The organism is Nonomuraea sp. NPDC050663, assembly GCF_044456985.1.
Taxonomy (GTDB): Bacteria; Actinomycetota; Actinomycetes; order Streptosporangiales; family Streptosporangiaceae; genus Nonomuraea.
Genome location: NZ_JBITGL010000004.1, coordinates 168,406 through 184,675 on the forward strand (window position 1 = coordinate 168,406; position 16,270 = coordinate 184,675).

Consider the following 16,270-nt stretch of genomic DNA (forward strand, 5'->3'; position numbering starts at 1 on the left):
CGGGGGGGGGGGGGGGGCGCGGTGGGGGGGGGGGGGGGGGGGGGCGGGGGCGGGGGGCCCCCCCCCCCCCCCCCACGACTGCTACGCCGTATCCGTCGAGAAGGAGGGAGGCTCCTTCTACATCGCGGTCGATCACGGTCAGATACAGGCCAAGCTTCTCGGCCAGTTCTGCCATCGAGGCCACCGGCTCCCGCCCCATGCCAACCTGCTGGCGAATGTGACGGGCGAGATCGCGCGCCTGATGCTCATCACCGATGACAGCTGCGGGCTGCGGGTGCGGCGGCGTGAGCAGATCGCGTTCGATGAGCCAGTTGGTGTCGCGGGCGTGCGTTTCGAGGTCGGCGTCGAGCAGGAACCGCTCTCGAGTCGCAGCGTCGGCATCGTCAGCCAATGATTGCCGCCGTGAAGTGACCGCCGACGGCGAACGAGCGACGAAGTGTCCAAGAGGTAGGTGCAACACGTCAGCGATCCGCATCAGTTCCAATGCGGAGATCTGCCTCTGCCCTGCTTCGATCCGAACCAGGGCTGTGCGGTCCAATCCCACCCGAGTCGAGAAGTCAGTCTGCGTGAGCCCATGGGCCAGCCGAGCCTCGCGCACGCGTTCGCCCAGCTCGCTCCAGCTCTCCACACTACTCACTGTGCGATTTTCGCACACTGCCGTCCGGCGTGCCACCTCAGCCACCGAAACGAGGCGGACCTCTCGGAATATCACGTTCGCCACCCTCCACCATGGGGTGCCCGGGCGCAGCCCGGGCCGAAACCAGAGCGCCCGAGCGCGAAGCGCGAGGACCATAGACTCGGGTGGGATCCAGGCGGGTGACCCCGGAAGCGCGTCACGGGTGGGTGGGGGTGCCGGGGGGCGGAGCCCCCCGTGCGGGGTCTGGGGCGGAGCCCCGGTGTCACAGCCCCGACCGTGCCTGGCGCGGAGCGCCCGGCTTACCGGAAGGGGCCGCGCTGTGGGGGACGCCGACCGTGATCTCGTTGCCGAGCTTGTAGCCCCCCGTCAGCTCCAGGTCGTCGCCGCTCCAGAACCGCCCCGGGTCGTACCAGTTGGCCTTGCGCCCGCCCTCCAGCAGCCCCATCGCCTCGTATGTCACCGCCACCACCTCCGCGCAGTACGCGCTCTCGAGCACCCTCTCCCTCGGGGGGCGGCGGAGCTGGGGGATGCGGCCGCGGGCCCAGCGGGTGGCGAGGCGGGCGGTGGAGGGGAAGGGGGTGCCGTCGAGCCGGGCGACGGTGCGCAGGGCGGCGTCCTCCATCTCGGCCGTGGCGAGTGGCTCGAGTTGCCGCAGCCACGCGCGCTGGCCGTACCTGTTGCCCCATACGAGCACCGCCGAGCGCAGGTCGTGCAGTTGCACGCCGCGGTGGTGGGTGCCCGACCACAGGTCGAGCAGCGACTTGCCGAGTTCCGCGTGCCACATCATGGGCGGCATGTCCTCGACGACGATGGCCATGCCGACGTGGTTGACCGGGCTGTTGGTCATCGTCTGGATGGCGCGGTCGGGCACGGAGCGGCCACGGAAGATCCAAAGATCGCCGGTGCGGGTCTCGTTGACGGCTTCGTCGAGTGTCAGCACACCGCTAGCCTAAGCAGATGCGAGGTCGTTGGTGGAAGATACTCGGGCTGGCGGGGGTCGCGGGCGTGGCGGCGACCGGGGTGGTGATCGCGCGTGCGGAGCGGCGGCGCCGGGCCTACACCCCTGAGGAGATCCGGCTCAAGCTGCGCGAACGCGCCGCCGAGGAGGCGCGGGAGTCAGGCGGAGGGTCGTAGGTCGTAGACGAAGACCACGTCCGGGTAGGCGGGGTTGTCGTGGTAGCCCTGCACTCCTGCCGCGTAGGAGCGGTTGTAGGTGACCACCCATGGCACGACGGCGACGGCTTTCACGTCGAGCAGGAGCCGGGTGAGTTCGGCGTAGGCGCGTTCGGCTGAGGCGGCGTCGACGGCGGTGAGTTCCGGCAGCGAGTCGATGAGCGCGTCGATCTGCGGGTCCTGCAGGTAGGTCAGGTTGAACACGGGCGGGTCGGCGCTGCGGAAGACGGGCCCGAAGTAGGAGTAGGCGTCGGCGTAGTCGGGCCACCAGTACATGACGAAGATGTCCTGGCCGCCCTGCTTGCCCTGTTCCCACTGTTCGAGCCACGGCATGGCGCGCGCGTCGAGGGTGACGTTGAGTTCGCGCAGGGTACGGCGGAGCGAGGTGACGAGCTGCTGCTGGTCCTCGTCGCCTTCCGCGTAGGTGAGCGAGAGCGTGAGGGGTCGCCCGTTCGGCCCGTAGCCTGCGGCGGCGAGCAGCCGGGTGGCGGCCTGGAGGTTCTGGCGCGGCGCTCGGCGTTTGACGTGGCCGGGCAGGCCTTCGGGGATGATGCCGCTGGCCGGGGTGACGGCGCCGGCGAGTTTGCGTGTCAGGCCGGAGTAGTCGATGGCCCGCTGGAGCGCCTTGCGGATCCGCACGTCGGTGAGCGGGCCGATGCGGGTGTTGAACAGCAGCGTGAGCACCTGGTAGGAGGGCATGCGCGAGGTGCGCAGGCCGCCCATGCGGGCGGCTCTGCCGTACCTGAATCTGTTGATGCGCGGCACGAACGTGACTTCGCCGGTGAGCAGCCCGGTCCACTGGTCCTGGGTGCTGGGCACGACGCGGAAGGTGACCTTGCGGTAGTGGGGACGTTCCCAGCCTCCCCAGTAGCCGTCGAAGGCGGTCAGGACGAGTTCGTCGGCGGCGCCCTTGGTCCAGGAGGAGATGGTGTAGGGCCCGGTGCCGCCGTCCTTCTTGCCCGCCGGGTCAATGCCGGCGGGGTCGTAGATGTAGGCGGCGTAGGTGGAGGCGACGACGAGGTCGAACGGCACGGCGTATTTGAGGACGAAGGTGACGGTGAGCGGGTCGTCGACGACGACGGAGGAGACGGCGCCCCAGATGTAGCCGGGTTCGCCGTTGCTCGACATGGTGCGTTCGACGGCTTCCTTGACGGCGGCGGCGTCGAGGGCTCTGCCGGTGTGGAAGCGCACGCCGGAGCGGAGCTTGAAGGACCAGGTCTTGCCGTCGGCGCTGGCCTTCCACGAGGTGGCCAGGCGGGGTGCGGCCTTCTTGGAGACGGGGTTCCAGAGGGTGAGCGTCTCGTAGATGTTCTGGAAGGCCACGATCTCGTTGGAGTAGGCGGTGGCGGGGTCCCAGTCGGTGATCACGTCGACGTTCTCGACGTACACGAAGGCCGGCGTGCGTGCGGTGGGTCGCCGCTGCGGTTCCATGGTGGGGGTGGCGCTGCACCCGGCCATGAGGAGGGCGAGCACGAGGGCGACGAGGCGGGCCTTCATGATGTGCCGCAACCTACCGCACAAGTGCCGAAAAATCGGGACTTCTGGTGATCAACTTGCTATTCTCGTGAGGTCCAAAACTGGGGGTGCCCATGGGCCGTAGCCGAACGATCAGAACGAAGATCGTCGGCTTGCTCTTGGTCCCGATCGTTTCGATGCTCGTCCTGTGGGGTGTCCTGTCAGCGGTGAGCGCGCACGAGAGCCTGGAGCTGAGGGCGTACCAGACGCTCTGGACCAACCTGCGCCTCCCGGCCTACCGGCTGGGGGCCGAGCTCCAGCGTGAGCGCCTGGCCGCCGTCCGCCTCCTGCGCACCGGCCAGCCCGCCGCCCGCCAGGCCTTCCTGCTCCAGCACAGCGCCACCGACGAGGCCCGCGAACGCTTCCGCACCCGCTCGGCCGAGTCCAAGAGCGCGCACGCGCCCGAGGTCGACGAGGTGCTCACCCAGGTCGCCCGGCTCGACGTGCTGCGCGGCGAGGTGTCGGAGAGCCTCATCGGCAGGTACGCGGCGGTCGAGTCCTACAGCGACATGGTCGACGCGCTGTTCGGGCTGCACCGCAGCGTCGCGCTGATCAACGACATCCCCATCTACGAGCAGTCGCGGCTGGTCATCAACCTCGGGTTCGCCAAGGAGCTGCTCACCCGCGAGCAGGCGATCGGGGCGGGCCCGACGAGCGAGCAGGAACGCACCGCCTTCACCCAGATCGTCGGCAACCGGCGGTTCCTCATCGACCAGTCGCTGGCCGAGCTCGACCCGGAGCTGCGCGACATCCAGGTGGGCATCATCGCCTCGCCGGAGTACCTGCGGTTGCGGGTCATGGAGGAGCAGATCATCGACGGGCGGGTGCCCGTCGACTGGCCGGTGGTCAGCAAGGAGCTGGTCGACGCGTTCGGCGAGGCCGAGATGCACGCCAGCTCGCTGCTGGCGGGCCGCGCCGAGCCGGTGGCCGACACCGTGCTGATGCGCGCCTACCTGCTGGGCGGCATCGGGGCCATGCTCGTCATGCTCTCGATCTTCATCTCGCTGCGTCAGGCGAGCCGGCTGTCCAAGGAGCTGGCCGAGCTGCGCAGGGCCGCCCTGGAGGTGGCCGAGGAGCGGCTGCCGCAGGTCGTGGCCAGGCTCCGCGAGGGCGCCGAGGTGGAGGCTCCCGCGATCACGGTGCGCAGCACGACGACGGAGATCAAGGACGTCGGTACGGCTTTCGCCACCGTGCAGAGCACGGCCGTGGAGGCCGCGGTCGGCCAGGCGCAGCTGCGTGAGGGGGTGCGCCAGGTCTTCCGCAACCTGTCGCGCCGCAGCCAGGCGCTGCTGCACCGCCAGCGCATCCAGCTGGAGAGCATGCAGCACCGCGCCACGGAGCCGGGCACGCTCGACGACCTGTTCCGCCTCGACCACCTGACGACGCGGATGCGCAGGCACGCGGAGAGCCTGATCATCCTGTCGGGCGCCACGCCGGGCCGAGGCTGGAGCAAGCCGGTGCGGCTGATCGACGTGGTGCGCGGCGCCGCCGCCGAGGTCGAGGACTACCCGAGGGTCAACGTCGAGGAGATGCCGGGGCTGTGCCTCGACGGCGCGGTCGTGGCCGACGTCATCCATCTCATCGCCGAGCTGATCGAGAACGCCAATGTCTTCTCCCCGCCGACCGCGCCGGTCACCGTCCGGGGCGAGAACGCCGCCCACGGATTCGCCGTCGTGGTCGAGGATCGCGGGCTGGGAATGGGCGAAACGGAACTCGCCCAGCACAACGCCCTGCTGGCCGCGCCGCCGGAGTTCGACGCTCTGCACGACGGCGACCAGCTGGGGCTGTTCGTGGTCGGCCGGTTGGCCGCCAGACACGATATCCGCGTGACGTTGCGCGGTTCACCATATGGAGGGACCACCGCCATCGTGCTGATCCCCGCTGCACATGTGATCATCCCTGTCCCCACCGAGGTCGAGGTGGTGGTCCATGAGTGACGAACGCTGGCTGGACGAGGACGCCGGTCCGATCGTCCCGGCCTACCTGCTGACGCGCGGCCGTACGGTACCGGCCACCGCGGCCATCGACCTCATCGCCGTGATCACGACGGTGGGCGGTTTCGCGCCGCCCGGAGGGCTCGGGCCCGAACACCACATCATCCTGCAGAAGTGCATCAGGCCGACCCGCCTGGTCGACGTGGCCGCCGAGCTCGGCCTGCCCATCGGGGTGGTGCGCGTGCTGGTGGGGGACCTGCACGCCCAGGAACTGGTCAAGGTCGAGCTGCCCACGCCCATGTCCGACCCGCACATCCTGCTCGACGTGATCAGCGGTCTCAGAGCTCTGTAGCGCGGTGGCAGGCGACCCGCCTGTCACCGATCGCCACCGGCTCCGGCCGCTCCTGGCAGGCGGGTACGGCCAGCGGGCAGCGCAGCCGGTAGGCGCATCCCGTGGCGGCGGTCACCGGCTCGGCCCCGGTGGCCACGGGCGGGCTGCCGCCCAGCTCAGGCACGGCCTCGCGCAGCGCCCTGGTGTACGGGTGCATCGGCCGCGCCAGCAGCTCCGCGGTGGGCCCCGACTCCACCACGCGGCCGGCGAACAGCACGTGGGAGGTACGGCACAACCGCGACACCACGGACAGGTTGTGGGTGATCAGCAGCCGCTCGGTCTCCAGCCCGGCCAGCAGCTCCAGGATCCTGGCCTGGACGGTGACGTCGAGGGCGCTGGTCGGCTCGTCGAGGATGAGCAGGCGCGGCTCGACGGCCAGCGCCCTGGCGATCACCACACGCTGCCGCTGCCCTCCCGAGAGCTCGTGGGGGCGGCGGTCGGCCAGGGCGGGGTCGAGCCCGACGGCCTCCATCAGCGAGGCGACCGGCCGGGCCGGGCGGGCCTCGGCGATGCTGCGGCCGACCCGCATGCGGGGGTCGAGCGACTCGGCCTGGAAGACCGGCTGCACCTCACGGCGGAAGGCGCGCAGGTCCGTCAGCGGCCGCCCGCCGTACAGGATCGCGCCCTTGACCGGCTTGAGCAGGCCCAGGAAGGCACGCGCGAGGGTCGTCTTGCCCGAGCCGCTCTCGCCGATGAGCCCGACGCCGCCCGGGGTGATCTCCAGGGTGACGTCGTGGACCACGGGCGTGCGGCCGTAGGCGAGGGTGACGTTCTCAGCCTTGAGCACCGAACACCGCCTCCAGCTCCTCTCGGGCGTAGGGGTGGGCGAGCGTGGAGACGACCCGCCCGTCCTTCATCACCACGATGCGGTCGGCGATCGTGGAGACCAGGGCCAGGTCGTGGGAGACCATCAGCACCGCCAGATCCCGCTCGGCCCGCAGGCGCTGCAGGACGGCGATCACCTCGGCCTGGACGGTCACGTCGAGGGCGCTGGTCGGCTCGTCGGCCAGGATCACCTCGGCGCCGAGCGCGATGGCCAGCGCGATGGCGAACCGCTGCGCCTGGCCGCCGGAGATCTCGTGCGGGTAGCGCCTGAGCAGCGCCGGGTCCAGGAGTACGGCACGCATGGCCTCCTCCATGGACGCCCGCACGCCGTGCAGCTTGAGCGCGCGGCGCATGAAGGCGCCCAGGCGGGTGGTGGGAGGCAGGGCGGCCTGGGGCGACTGCATGACGAGGGCGGCCTTGGAGCCCCTGAGCCGCCGCAGCTCCCCGGGACCCGCCCTGAGCACGTCGACGCCGCAGATCGTGACGTTCCCCGACGCCTCGGCCAGGCCGAGCAGCGCCATGAGGGTGGAGCTCTTGCCCGAGCCGCTCTCCCCCACGATCGCCACGCATTCGCCCGGCCGTACGGTCAGGTCGGGCACGATGGCGGCCACGTGCGTGCCGTACCTGACCTCCAGGTCGCTGACCTCGATCATCTGATCACCGTCCTGCGCGGGTCGAGGGCGTTGCGCAGGCCTTCGCCCAACACGTTGAAGGCGAAGGCGGTCAGCACGATCGCCAGGCCGGGGAAGGTGACCACCCACCAGTTCGTGGAGATGAGCGACTGGCCCTGCTCGACCATCAGGCCCCATTCCGCGATCGGGTCCTGGGCGCCCAGGCCCAGGTACGACAGGGCGGCGGCGGTCAGGATGACGCCTCCGGCGTCGAGCGAGAGCTGGACGAGGACGGGGGTGAGCGAGTTGGGCAGGACGTGCCGTACGACGATCAGCGGGGCGGGTACGCCCAGGCAGCGGGCGGCGTCGACGTACGGGCGGGTGGACACCGAGGCGGCCACCGACATGGAGAGCCGGGCGTACCAGGGCCACCAGGTCGCGGCGATGGCCACGATCACCGTGGTCACGGTGGGATCGAGCACGACCGCGAGCGCGACCGACAGCAGCAGGGCGGGGAAGGCGAGGAAGACGTCGGTGACGCGCATGATCACGTCGCGCAGCCAGCCGCCCGCGTATCCGGCGGTCATGCCCAGCGCGACGCCGACCAGGGCGGAGCTGCCCAGGACGGCGACGGCGATCAGCAGGGAGGTCTGCCCGCCGTACAGCACGCGCGAGAAGATGTCGCGCCCAGCCTGGTCGGTGCCGAACCAGTGTTCGGGGCTGGGCGGCAGGAGGCTGCTGAGCGGGTCGACGGCGTCCTCGGGATAGGGCGCCAGCCAGGGCGCGGCCAGGGACGCCAGCACGATCAGGGCGAGCAGGAACGCTCCGAGCCGCCTCATCGCGCACGCGCCCGGGGGTCGACGACGCCTTGCAGGAGGTCCACGACCAGGTTGGCCAGCACGTAGACGACGGCGACCAGCAGCGTGACCCCCGCGATGGCCGGGGTGTCGTGGGAGCGGATGGAGGCGGTGGCGTAGCGGCCGAGGCCCGGCCAGTTGAAGATCGCCTCGACCAGGAAGCCGTTGACGATCGAGTAGGCGAAGACCAGGGCGACCAGCGCGAGCACCGGGTTGAGCGCGGCGCGCAGGGAGAAGCGCGTCAGGATCGTGCTCTCGCGGAAGCCCAGCGCGCGGGCGAGCCTGGCGTGGTCCTGCGTCGACTCCTCGATGAGCGCGGCCCTGGTCAGCTGGGCGATCACGCCGGCGGGGTAGGCGGCGACCACGAGGGCGGGCAGGACGAGGTGCCACAGGGTGCTGGTGAGGATCGGCCAGTTCCCGGTGATCAGCGCGTCGACGACGGTGATGTTGGTCCAGAGGGTGAGCGGGCTGGTGGTGTCCAGGTCGCCGTCGTACTCCCCCGCCACGGGGAACCAGCCGAGGCCGGTCGCGAAGATCGTCTGGACGGCCAGGGCGAGCCAGAAGACGGGGAAGGAGACGGCGAGCATAGAGCCGACCCGCACCACGAAGTCAGGAAATTTCGTCTTGAAGCGGGCGGCGAGCACGCCCACGGGCAACCCCACCGCCACGGCGATCACCAGCGCGGACCCGACCAGTTCGAGCGAGGCGGGAAAGGCCAGCGCGAGGTCGTCGAGCACCGGCCGCCGCGAGTGCAGGCTGGTCCCCCAGTCGCCGGTCAGCAGGTCGCGCAGATAGGCGACCAGCTGGACGGCCAGCGGATCGTCCAGCCCGAACCGCTCGCGGGCGGCCGCGAGCTGCTCGGGCGTGGCCTTGGGCCCGGCGTAGGCGACCGCGGGGTCGCCCGGCACCAGCCTCATGATCACGAAGGTGAGCGTGACCACGCCGGCCACGACCAGGAGAGCCTGGCCGAGCCGGCGGATCAGGTAACCGACCATCAGGGGGAGGTCACGTCGTGGAAGAACACCACGTTCGGATAAGCCGGGTTGTCCACGTACCCCTTCACGTCCGCGCCCAGCGCCCGCTGGTAGGTCTGCACGTACGGCACGGCAGCGGCGGCCTGCTCGTCGAGGATCCTGCGCTGCAGGTCGGCATACGACTCGTGCGCCTTGACCTGGTCGACCGCGGTCAGCGCAGGCAGCCCCGCGATGAGCTTGTCGATCTCCTTGTCCTGCAGGTAGGAGAGGTTGAAGCTGGTCTCCTTCTCCGTCCTGAACATGTTGTAGAACCACGAGTAGGCGTCGGCGTAGTCGGGATACCAGTACATGACGAAGATGTCCTGGCCGCCCTTCTTGCCCTGGTCCCACTGGGCGCTCCACTGCATCGGCTTGGCCTTCACGGTCACGTTGACCTTCTTGAGCGCCGACGTCAGCAGGGTGACCAGCAGCTTCTGGTCGTCGTCGCCCTGGGCGTAGGTGAGGCTGAGCTCCAGCTCGGTGCCGTCGACGCCGAAGCCGCGCTGCTGCAGCAGCTCGTGCGCCTTGGCCATGTCGTACACCGGCTCCTTGCCCGGCGTGTGGCCCAGCAGGCCGGGCGGCACCAGGCCGCTGGCCTTGACCCCGGCGCCCTTCAGCGCCGCGACCAGGCCGTCGTAGTCGATGGCGTGCTGGAGCGCCTGCCGCACCTCCGGGTCGAGCTTCTCGGTGTTGAACAGCAGGAGCAGGTTCTGGAACGACGGCGTCGAGGAGGTCTGCACCCCCTGCGTGCCGGCCGCCTGCTGGAACAGCTGCGGGTTCAGGCGCGGCACGAAGCTGACCTCGCCGCTCTGCAGCAGCTGCCAGGCGGTGTTGACCTGCTCGGTGACCCGGAAGGCGACCTTCCTGTACTGCTCGGGCTTCCAGCCGCCCCAGTAGCCGTCGTAGGCCTTGAGGGTGAGCTCGGTCTCCTTGCCCTTGGCCCACTGGTCGATCGTGTAGGGGCCGCTGCCGCCGTCCTTGTCGCCGTCGGGCGAGACGCCGTCGGGGTCGTAGATGTAGGAGGCGTAGCCGGAGGAGGCGACCAGGTCCAGCGGGGCCGCGTACTTCAGGGAGAAGGTGAGGGTGAGCGGGTCGGGAGCGGCGATCGTCTTGACCGGCGCCCAGATGTAGGCGGCGCCGCCGTTGAGCTTGATCGTGCGCTCGATGGCCTGCTTGGCGACCTCGGCGGTCAGCGGCTTGCCGGTGTGGAACGTCACGCCCTCGCGGAGCTTGAAGGTCCACTCCTTGCCGTCGGCCGACGCGGTCCACTCCGTCGCGAGCTTCGGCTCGGCCTTCTGGGTCTGGGCGTTGTACCTGGTCAGGCTCTCGTAGATGTTCGCCATGGCGATGATCTCGTTGGAGTACGAGGTCGCCGGGTCCCAGTCGGTGACCACGTCCAGGTTGGGGGCGTAGACGAAGGTCTTGTCATTGGCCGGGGCCGTCTGGGCGCTTTCTGTCGTCTGGGACGTCGGCGCGGTGGTGTCGGCCGCGGGTTGGGGGCTCCGGTCGGCACCGCGCACCTGACCGCCCGCGCACGCGGACAGGGTTAAGGCGACGACGCCGACGAGCAGTCCCTGGTGCCAGCGCATCGGGGGTCCTTTCACCGGTTCGGTTTCAGCGGGCCTGCCGCTTTCACGTGCAGACGCACCGCGGGCTCCGACAGATAGCTGAGCGGGATCTCGTACAGGTCCACGATCTCGACCCCGCCGGGGTCGGCACCCGCCTGCACGGCTCTCGCGGCAGCTTCGGTTTTTGCCGCTTCGATGCGTTCTGCTCTGTTTTGGCCCGCAGGCAAGATCGTATCGACTCTCCCGCTCGCCAGGGCGATCGCCGCTCCGACGGCATTGGCCACTTCGGCGTGCCGCGGGCGGAGCACGCCGCTGACGCCGGGGATCGAGGCGGGCAGCAGGAACGCGCCGCCGCCGACCGCGACCAGCGGCCTGCCGGTACGGCCCAGCGTCATGCGGTCCACGGCGTCCTCGACCATGGCGTCGGAGACCTTGAGCGCCTCGGTCAGGAGGGCTTCGAGCTCCCCTGCCTCCCAGGCCCGGCCCAGTTCCCCTGCCTCCCAGGCCCGCCCCAGCTCCTGGCCGCGCCCTGCCAGGATGCCCGCGTCCGTCAGCGTCGGCACGCCGCCGCCGAAGGCCAGCGCCAGCTCCGCGATCCGGTAGCCCACCGACTCCGGCCCCACGCTCGGACCCGGGCCGATCACGCTGCCGCCGCCCAGGGCGATGGCCAGGATGTCGGGCATGCGGAAGTTGGTGAGCACGCCGCCGATCTCCGTCGCCGCGGTCGACTCGCGCGGGAACCCGCCGACGAGCACGCCCAGGTCGGTCGAGGTGCCGCCCACGTCCGCCACGATCGCGTCCTGCGCACCCGACAGGAACGCCGCGCCGCGCAGGGAGTTGGCGGGGCCCGAGCCGATCGTCGAGACCGGGAGCCTTCTGGCCTGCTCCAGCGTCATCAGCGTGCCGTCGTTCTGCGCCAGGTACGGCAGAGCCGACAGGCCCCTGGACTCCAGCGCGGAGGTCAGGGCGCCGGTCACCCGATCCGCCACGCCGTACAGGGCGGCGTTGAGCACGGTGGCGTTCTCGCGCTCCAGCAGGCCCAGGGAGCCGAGCTCGTGGCTGAGGCTGACCGGCAGGCCGTACTCACGCGTCACGAGCTCGGCCACGGCCCGCTCCTGCTCGGCGCTCGCGGGGCTGAACACGCCCGTCACCGCGACCGCGTCGGCGTCGCGGCCGTCGAGGAAGCGGCGCACCGCGCCGAGGTCGAGCGGGCTGATCGGGTAGCCGTCCACGAAGTGGCCGCCCGGCAGCACCGCCTCCCCCGCCGAGACCGTCGCCCGCAGGTCGCCCGGCCAGTCCGACAGGGGCGGCACCGAGGTGGTCGCCGGGGCGCCCAGCCGGATCACCGCCACCCTGCCCAGGCCGCGGCGCTCCAGGATGGCGTTGGTGGCGTGGGTGGTGCCGAGCATGATCCGGGTGATCGCCGCCGGGTCGACCTCACCCAGGACCGCGTCGAGGGCGGCGAGCAGGCCGCCCGTCACGTCAGGGGTCGTGGGGCGCTTGGCCTTGGCGACCAGGCGGTCGCCGTGGTCGAGCACGACCGCGTCGGTGTTGGTGCCGCCCACGTCCAGGCCGATTCTGAGGCTCATACGCCGGTCCCCACGGGTCGGTACTCCAGGTCGTAGCCGAACGCGCCAGGACCGGCGACCTCCAGGCCGCGTGCCGTACGCCAGATCGGGTCGCACGCCCACGCCAGGACGGTCACCCGCTGTCCGTATCGCAGCGCCTCGGTCTGGATCGCGGCGGCGGTCTCGGTGTCGATCACCGCGATCAGGTCGGGGACCATCGCCCTGACCTCGCCGTCCTCGACGGCCACCAGGTTCTCGTTCTGCAGCTCCAGCACCAGGCTGCGGCCCTTGTCGGCGCCGGTGCCCTCGATCGTGGCCGAGCCGCGCACGAAGCCGCCCGCTGTACGCCGCTCAATGTCGGTCAGCTTGCCGGTGATCAGCCGGACGGCGCCGAGCTCCTCCTGGAGCGCCTCCAGCGTCTGGCGGCGGCCGATCCGCAGTGCCCGGCCGACCGTGCCCTCGATGACCGCGCCGTGCGCCTGCCCGGCCGTGAGCACGTAGTCGGCCATCAGCGCGCTGGACCCGGCGGCCACGCAGACCGCGCGGGCGATGCGTTCCGACCACAGGCCGTCGACGGGGCGGATCGTGGTGACGTTCCCGACCACGTCCGACATGATCACGAGGTCGGCGGGCAGCCCCTTCACGTACATCGACACCATCTGGACCTCGGGAAAGGCCCGGCCCATCGCGTCGGCGTCGAGCAGCGGCAGGCCCAGCTGCGCGGCCCAGGCCACCGGCGCGACCCCGTTGGAGCCGCCGATCTCGCTGGACATGATCGCGGCCGGACGCCTCTGGAAGATCTTCTCGACCTCGTCGAGGATCCGGTGCGCCTCCGCCTCGCCGTGCGGCATCTCGTGGCTGACCGTGGGCGCCCCGATGCCCGACAGCGGCACGATCAGCTCGTCGTCGGCCAGGTCCTGGATTCGCACGACCCGCACCGGCCCGTGGTCGCGGATCGCCCTGGTCGCGGCCAGCGCGCCCACGCGCACATCGCCGCCGCCACCCGTCCCCAGGACGGCGCAACCACGCGCGAGCGCTGGAATATCACTCTCGTTGAGCTCCATATAGCTGCAAAACCAAGCACATCACCCACGCTTTCCGCTAGATCACATTCCCCCACGAACCGCCGTTCCGCTGCCCGGCCCGCGAGCGCTTTGCGATGCTGAAGCGACCATGTCAGATGCTATGGAGGCCTTTCGAGCGGTTGCCGCGCTCGCCACCGAGCACGCCGCCGACCTCGACGCCGCGACCCGAGTCATGGCCGCCAGCGCGTGGGTGGGCGGCGGCGCGCCCCACTTCACCGCCTCGCTCGCCACCCATCGCAGCTCGATCCAGTCCGCCTTCTCGATGGCGCTCGCCGCCCTCGCCGGCGAAGTCGTACGGCGCGGCGAACCCGCACCCGCCGCCCCCTCGATCGCCACCCAGGTCCCCATCGCCTCCGCCACCCACGGGCCCTTCCGCGGCATCGACACCCAGGCCATGCGCGGCCTCGTCACCATGCTCGACCAGGCCGCAGAACGCCTGCCCGCCGCCGGAGCCCGCGTCCGCGCCCTGCTGTCCGCCACCGGCCAGCCCGCCTCCCCCGGCTGGACCATCGCCGCCGCCGGCCAATGGTCCGGCACCCAGGCGCCCGACCTGCGCCGCCGCCTGGCCCGCATCCAGCGCGACTCACCCTGGCTGCCCTCCGACTCCGTCGCCTTCGACCTGTTCGGCGGCTACGCCACCGCCACCGACCCCGACACCCTCCTGGCCAAGGTCGCCTCCGGCGACCCCGCCGCCCTCACCCAGCTCCTGGCCCGCCGCGACCCCGGCCTCGCCGCCCGCGTCCACGCCTGGTGGCACCGCCTGCCCGCCACCGTCCAGGAACGCCTCACCCGCCTGCCCGGATTCGGCTCCCTCAACGGCCTGCCCGCCGCCATCCGCGACCAGGCCAACCGCGCCTTCCTCACCACCGAGAAGCAGCGCCTGCAAGCACAGCTGGACCAGCTCGCCCACGTGATGGAAGACCTGTCCGCCCTCGCCGTCCCCGCCTCCCTCGTCGCCCGCGACCAGATCGGCAAGCTGCTGCGCAACATCGCCATGATCGAGCGGGCACTCGCCGCCGGCGGACGCGACGGCCACCCACCCGCCCTCCTGCTCGCCCTCGACCTCCACGGCACCGGCCGCCTCGTCGTCTCCTGGGGCGACCCCGACGCCGCCGACACTGTCGTCACCTACGTGCCAGGCCTGAACACCGAACTCGCCGGCTTCGCCGGCGACATCGACCGCGCCCGCGTCCTGTGGCAGCAGTCCCAGGCCACCGCCGGCAAGCAGGCGATCGCGTCGATCGCCTGGCTCGGCTACGACGCGCCGCAACTCGAGAACCTGCTCGACGCGCCCGCCTCCGTCGCCTCCGACGCACCCGCGGAACGGGGCGCCGTGGAACTGGCCGCCTTCTCGGACGGCCTCCGGGCCGCCGGAGGCGAGGGGACACGGTACGTGGTGCTGGGGCACTCGTACGGGTCGCTCGTGTCGGGCAAGGCGGCACTGCTGCGGCCGGGGCGGCTGGCGGACGAGTTCGTGTTCGTCGGCAGCCCGGGAGTGGGGGTGGAGCACGCCCGGGAGTTGAAGGTGGGGGCGGAGCGGGTCTGGGTGGGGGAGGATCCCAACGATCCGGTGGCGATGCTAGGGCGGTTCACACGGGACCCGGGGGATGCGGGGTTCGGGGGGAGGGTGTTCTCGGCGGGGAGCCGTCATGTGGTGCAGGCTCATTCGGGGTATTGGGATGCGCACACCCCTTCCCTGCTCAACATGGCGCGCATTGTGAACGGCGAATACGACGGCCTCGTCACCCCTCTTCTCGACATCCAGCCGCAATTGCTCCTACCGCAGCTCCGGAGCTCGCAATGACGAGCCGCCTCCTGCTGCTGACCCTGCTCCTATCGGCGTGCACCCCGGGAATCCAGATGACACAAGAAGAGGCCGTCACTCGCGTCGAGCAACTCGTCAGATCCACAGCCGCCGTGCTGCGCCCCCGGCCTCGACTCGAGCTCATCCCTTACTCCGTCACTCCCAATCCGTGCGACTACGACGATGGCGAACCCTCACGCTTTACTGTCAACCGCGCTTACTGGCTTCGCGGCCTGCCGCAGAAGAGCTCAGCCGACATCTCCCGGCAAATCCGCGCCCATTGGGAGTCAAGCGGCCACACGATCACCGCACAGGGGTCCGCGGACAAGCCCAGCCTCTTCGCCAAATCCCACCCCGACAACTACACCCTCGCCCTCGTCTGGGCCGAAGGCGACGCCCTCTACCTAGCCGCCACCTCCCCCTGCCTGTAACCCAACGCCCGAAACAAGAACGCCCCCCAACTCCGATAAGGCCTCCACCCCTCCATCACCCCCCGATAAACCCCCACTCCCGCATCCTCCCCAATCCCATAAGCCCCCCGAAGCACCCCGAACAACCGCGGCTCCTCCCCCACGAACGCGTCCGGCGCCCCCGCCCCCCGAGTCAAAATCAACCCCGCGGAAAACCCGCCCACCCCCGGCAGCCTCCGCAATTCCGCAAGCGCCTCCTCCGGCTCCACGGACCGCAAATATTCCCCCGTCAAAACCCCGTCCAGCGCCGCCCGAGCGAGCCCCCGCACCCATTCCTCCTTCCGTTCAGGCAGCCCGAACCCTCCCGCGTCCACCAGCGCGGCGGGCGGCGGAAACGCGAAATATCCCCGCCCGTCCACCTCCACCTCGGCCCCGTACCGCTCGGCGATCCGCTGCTTGATCCGCGCCGCGATGTACATGGACGACCGCTGCACGATCACCGCCCAGCACGCCGCCTCCCAGGCACTCCAGAAGCACACCGGCCGAAGCCCCGGCCGCAGCCGCTGCACCTCCCCCAGCACCGGATCCTTCTCCCCCGCGGCCGCGAACCCGCTCCCGTCCACGTCGAGCGAGAGGATGCGCGCGACCTCTCCGCGCCCCACGGCGCGCGTGGTGGTGACCTCCACCCCTCCGGGAGTCCCGGTCACGGTCACCCCGACGGGCCGCCAGTCGGCCTCGGCCGCGTAAGCGAACCGCAGCGTCCGCCCGTCGCTGTGTCCGAGCGCCCCCGTGACCGGCCAGTCCTCGACGAAGCGCAGCGCGGCCTCGAAGTCGTAGGGCCCCTTGGCGTCGAGCGTGAATCTCATGCGTGCATCGTAT

16 protein-coding genes and 1 pseudogene are annotated in these 16,270 nt (G+C 70.9%); 6 read left to right on the plus strand and 11 right to left on the minus strand.

The genetic code is table 11. The annotated features are described in order from the left end of the window. Positions 1-217: 217 nt before the first annotated feature. The gene (locus ACIBH1_RS14045; protein WP_397314100.1) at positions 218-394 is read left to right on the plus strand and encodes a hypothetical protein; all 177 of its coding nucleotides are present in this window, start codon (positions 218-220) and stop codon (positions 392-394) included. Between the two features lie 57 nt (positions 395-451). Here ACIBH1_RS14045 and ACIBH1_RS14050 read toward each other — a convergent pair. Beyond that, positions 452-793 (minus strand): annotated as a pseudogene (locus ACIBH1_RS14050) (helix-turn-helix domain-containing protein); the annotation flags it as partial. Between the two features lie 106 nt (positions 794-899). Then, positions 900-1,574 (minus strand): hypothetical protein, encoded by a 675-nt coding sequence (locus ACIBH1_RS14055; protein ID WP_397314666.1) that lies wholly within the window; start codon positions 1,572-1,574, stop codon positions 900-902. Positions 1,575-1,594: 20 nt separating this feature from the next. Between ACIBH1_RS14055 and ACIBH1_RS14060 the strand changes: the two genes are divergently transcribed. Then, positions 1,595-1,771 carry a hypothetical protein gene (locus ACIBH1_RS14060; protein ID WP_397314684.1) on the plus strand — a complete coding sequence of 59 codons (177 nt, stop codon included), beginning with the start codon at positions 1,595-1,597 and terminating at the stop codon, positions 1,769-1,771. On the opposite strand, the gene ACIBH1_RS14065 is transcribed toward ACIBH1_RS14060, so the two are convergent. Then, positions 1,754-3,307, minus strand: a complete 1,554-nt coding sequence (locus ACIBH1_RS14065; RefSeq protein ID WP_397314101.1) for an ABC transporter substrate-binding protein — start codon at positions 3,305-3,307, stop codon at positions 1,754-1,756. The genes ACIBH1_RS14060 and ACIBH1_RS14065 overlap by 18 nt on opposite strands. A 131-nt stretch (positions 3,308-3,438) precedes the next feature. Here ACIBH1_RS14065 and ACIBH1_RS14070 point away from each other — a divergent pair, with 131 nt between their 5' ends. Then, entirely contained in the window at positions 3,439-5,262 is a 1,824-nt protein-coding gene (locus ACIBH1_RS14070) for a nitrate- and nitrite sensing domain-containing protein (protein WP_397314102.1), read from the plus strand. Then, positions 5,255-5,611: a DUF742 domain-containing protein gene (locus tag ACIBH1_RS14075; protein WP_397314103.1), complete on the plus strand. Its 357-nt coding sequence runs from the start codon at positions 5,255-5,257 to the stop codon at positions 5,609-5,611. Before ACIBH1_RS14070 ends, ACIBH1_RS14075 begins: the two co-directional genes overlap by 8 nt. Here the strand turns inward: ACIBH1_RS14075 and ACIBH1_RS14080 are convergent. The 7 genes from ACIBH1_RS14080 to ACIBH1_RS14110 are packed head-to-tail and all read right to left on the minus strand — an operon-like array spanning position 5,598 to position 13,156. Then, positions 5,598-6,437 carry an ABC transporter ATP-binding protein gene (locus ACIBH1_RS14080; protein WP_397314104.1) on the minus strand — a complete coding sequence of 280 codons (840 nt, stop codon included), beginning with the start codon at positions 6,435-6,437 and terminating at the stop codon, positions 5,598-5,600. The two genes, ACIBH1_RS14075 and ACIBH1_RS14080, sit on opposite strands and share 14 nt — an antisense overlap. Then, positions 6,424-7,128, minus strand: coding sequence for an ATP-binding cassette domain-containing protein (locus ACIBH1_RS14085; protein ID WP_397314105.1), 705 nt, complete (start codon positions 7,126-7,128; stop codon positions 6,424-6,426). Before ACIBH1_RS14085 ends, ACIBH1_RS14080 begins: the two co-directional genes overlap by 14 nt. Continuing rightward, positions 7,125-7,925 carry an ABC transporter permease gene (locus tag ACIBH1_RS14090; protein WP_397314106.1) on the minus strand — a complete coding sequence of 267 codons (801 nt, stop codon included), beginning with the start codon at positions 7,923-7,925 and terminating at the stop codon, positions 7,125-7,127. The genes ACIBH1_RS14085 and ACIBH1_RS14090 overlap by 4 nt, the downstream gene beginning before the upstream one ends. After that, positions 7,922-8,938 carry an ABC transporter permease gene (locus ACIBH1_RS14095; RefSeq protein WP_397314107.1) on the minus strand — a complete coding sequence of 339 codons (1,017 nt, stop codon included), beginning with the start codon at positions 8,936-8,938 and terminating at the stop codon, positions 7,922-7,924. Before ACIBH1_RS14095 ends, ACIBH1_RS14090 begins: the two co-directional genes overlap by 4 nt. Further along, positions 8,938-10,545 (minus strand): ABC transporter substrate-binding protein, encoded by a 1,608-nt coding sequence (locus tag ACIBH1_RS14100; protein WP_397314108.1) that lies wholly within the window; start codon positions 10,543-10,545, stop codon positions 8,938-8,940. The genes ACIBH1_RS14095 and ACIBH1_RS14100 overlap by 1 nt, the downstream gene beginning before the upstream one ends. An 11-nt stretch (positions 10,546-10,556) precedes the next feature. Then, complete coding sequence (locus tag ACIBH1_RS14105; RefSeq protein ID WP_397314109.1) at positions 10,557-12,113, minus strand: hydantoinase/oxoprolinase N-terminal domain-containing protein; 1,557 nt, start codon at positions 12,111-12,113, stop codon at positions 10,557-10,559. Continuing rightward, positions 12,110-13,156, minus strand: coding sequence for a DUF917 domain-containing protein (locus ACIBH1_RS14110; RefSeq protein ID WP_397314110.1), 1,047 nt, complete (start codon positions 13,154-13,156; stop codon positions 12,110-12,112). The genes ACIBH1_RS14105 and ACIBH1_RS14110 overlap by 4 nt, the downstream gene beginning before the upstream one ends. A 121-nt stretch (positions 13,157-13,277) precedes the next feature. On the opposite strand from ACIBH1_RS14110, the gene ACIBH1_RS14115 reads away from it, so the two are divergent. After that, positions 13,278-14,981 carry an alpha/beta hydrolase gene (locus ACIBH1_RS14115; RefSeq protein ID WP_397314111.1) on the plus strand — a complete coding sequence of 568 codons (1,704 nt, stop codon included), beginning with the start codon at positions 13,278-13,280 and terminating at the stop codon, positions 14,979-14,981. After that, positions 14,978-15,412 carry a hypothetical protein gene (locus ACIBH1_RS14120; protein WP_397314112.1) on the plus strand — a complete coding sequence of 145 codons (435 nt, stop codon included), beginning with the start codon at positions 14,978-14,980 and terminating at the stop codon, positions 15,410-15,412. The genes ACIBH1_RS14115 and ACIBH1_RS14120 overlap by 4 nt, the downstream gene beginning before the upstream one ends. On the opposite strand, the gene ACIBH1_RS14125 is transcribed toward ACIBH1_RS14120, so the two are convergent. After that, positions 15,382-16,257: a DNA-3-methyladenine glycosylase family protein gene (locus ACIBH1_RS14125; protein ID WP_397314113.1), complete on the minus strand. Its 876-nt coding sequence runs from the start codon at positions 16,255-16,257 to the stop codon at positions 15,382-15,384. The two genes, ACIBH1_RS14120 and ACIBH1_RS14125, sit on opposite strands and share 31 nt — an antisense overlap. Positions 16,258-16,270: the final 13 nt, after the last annotated feature.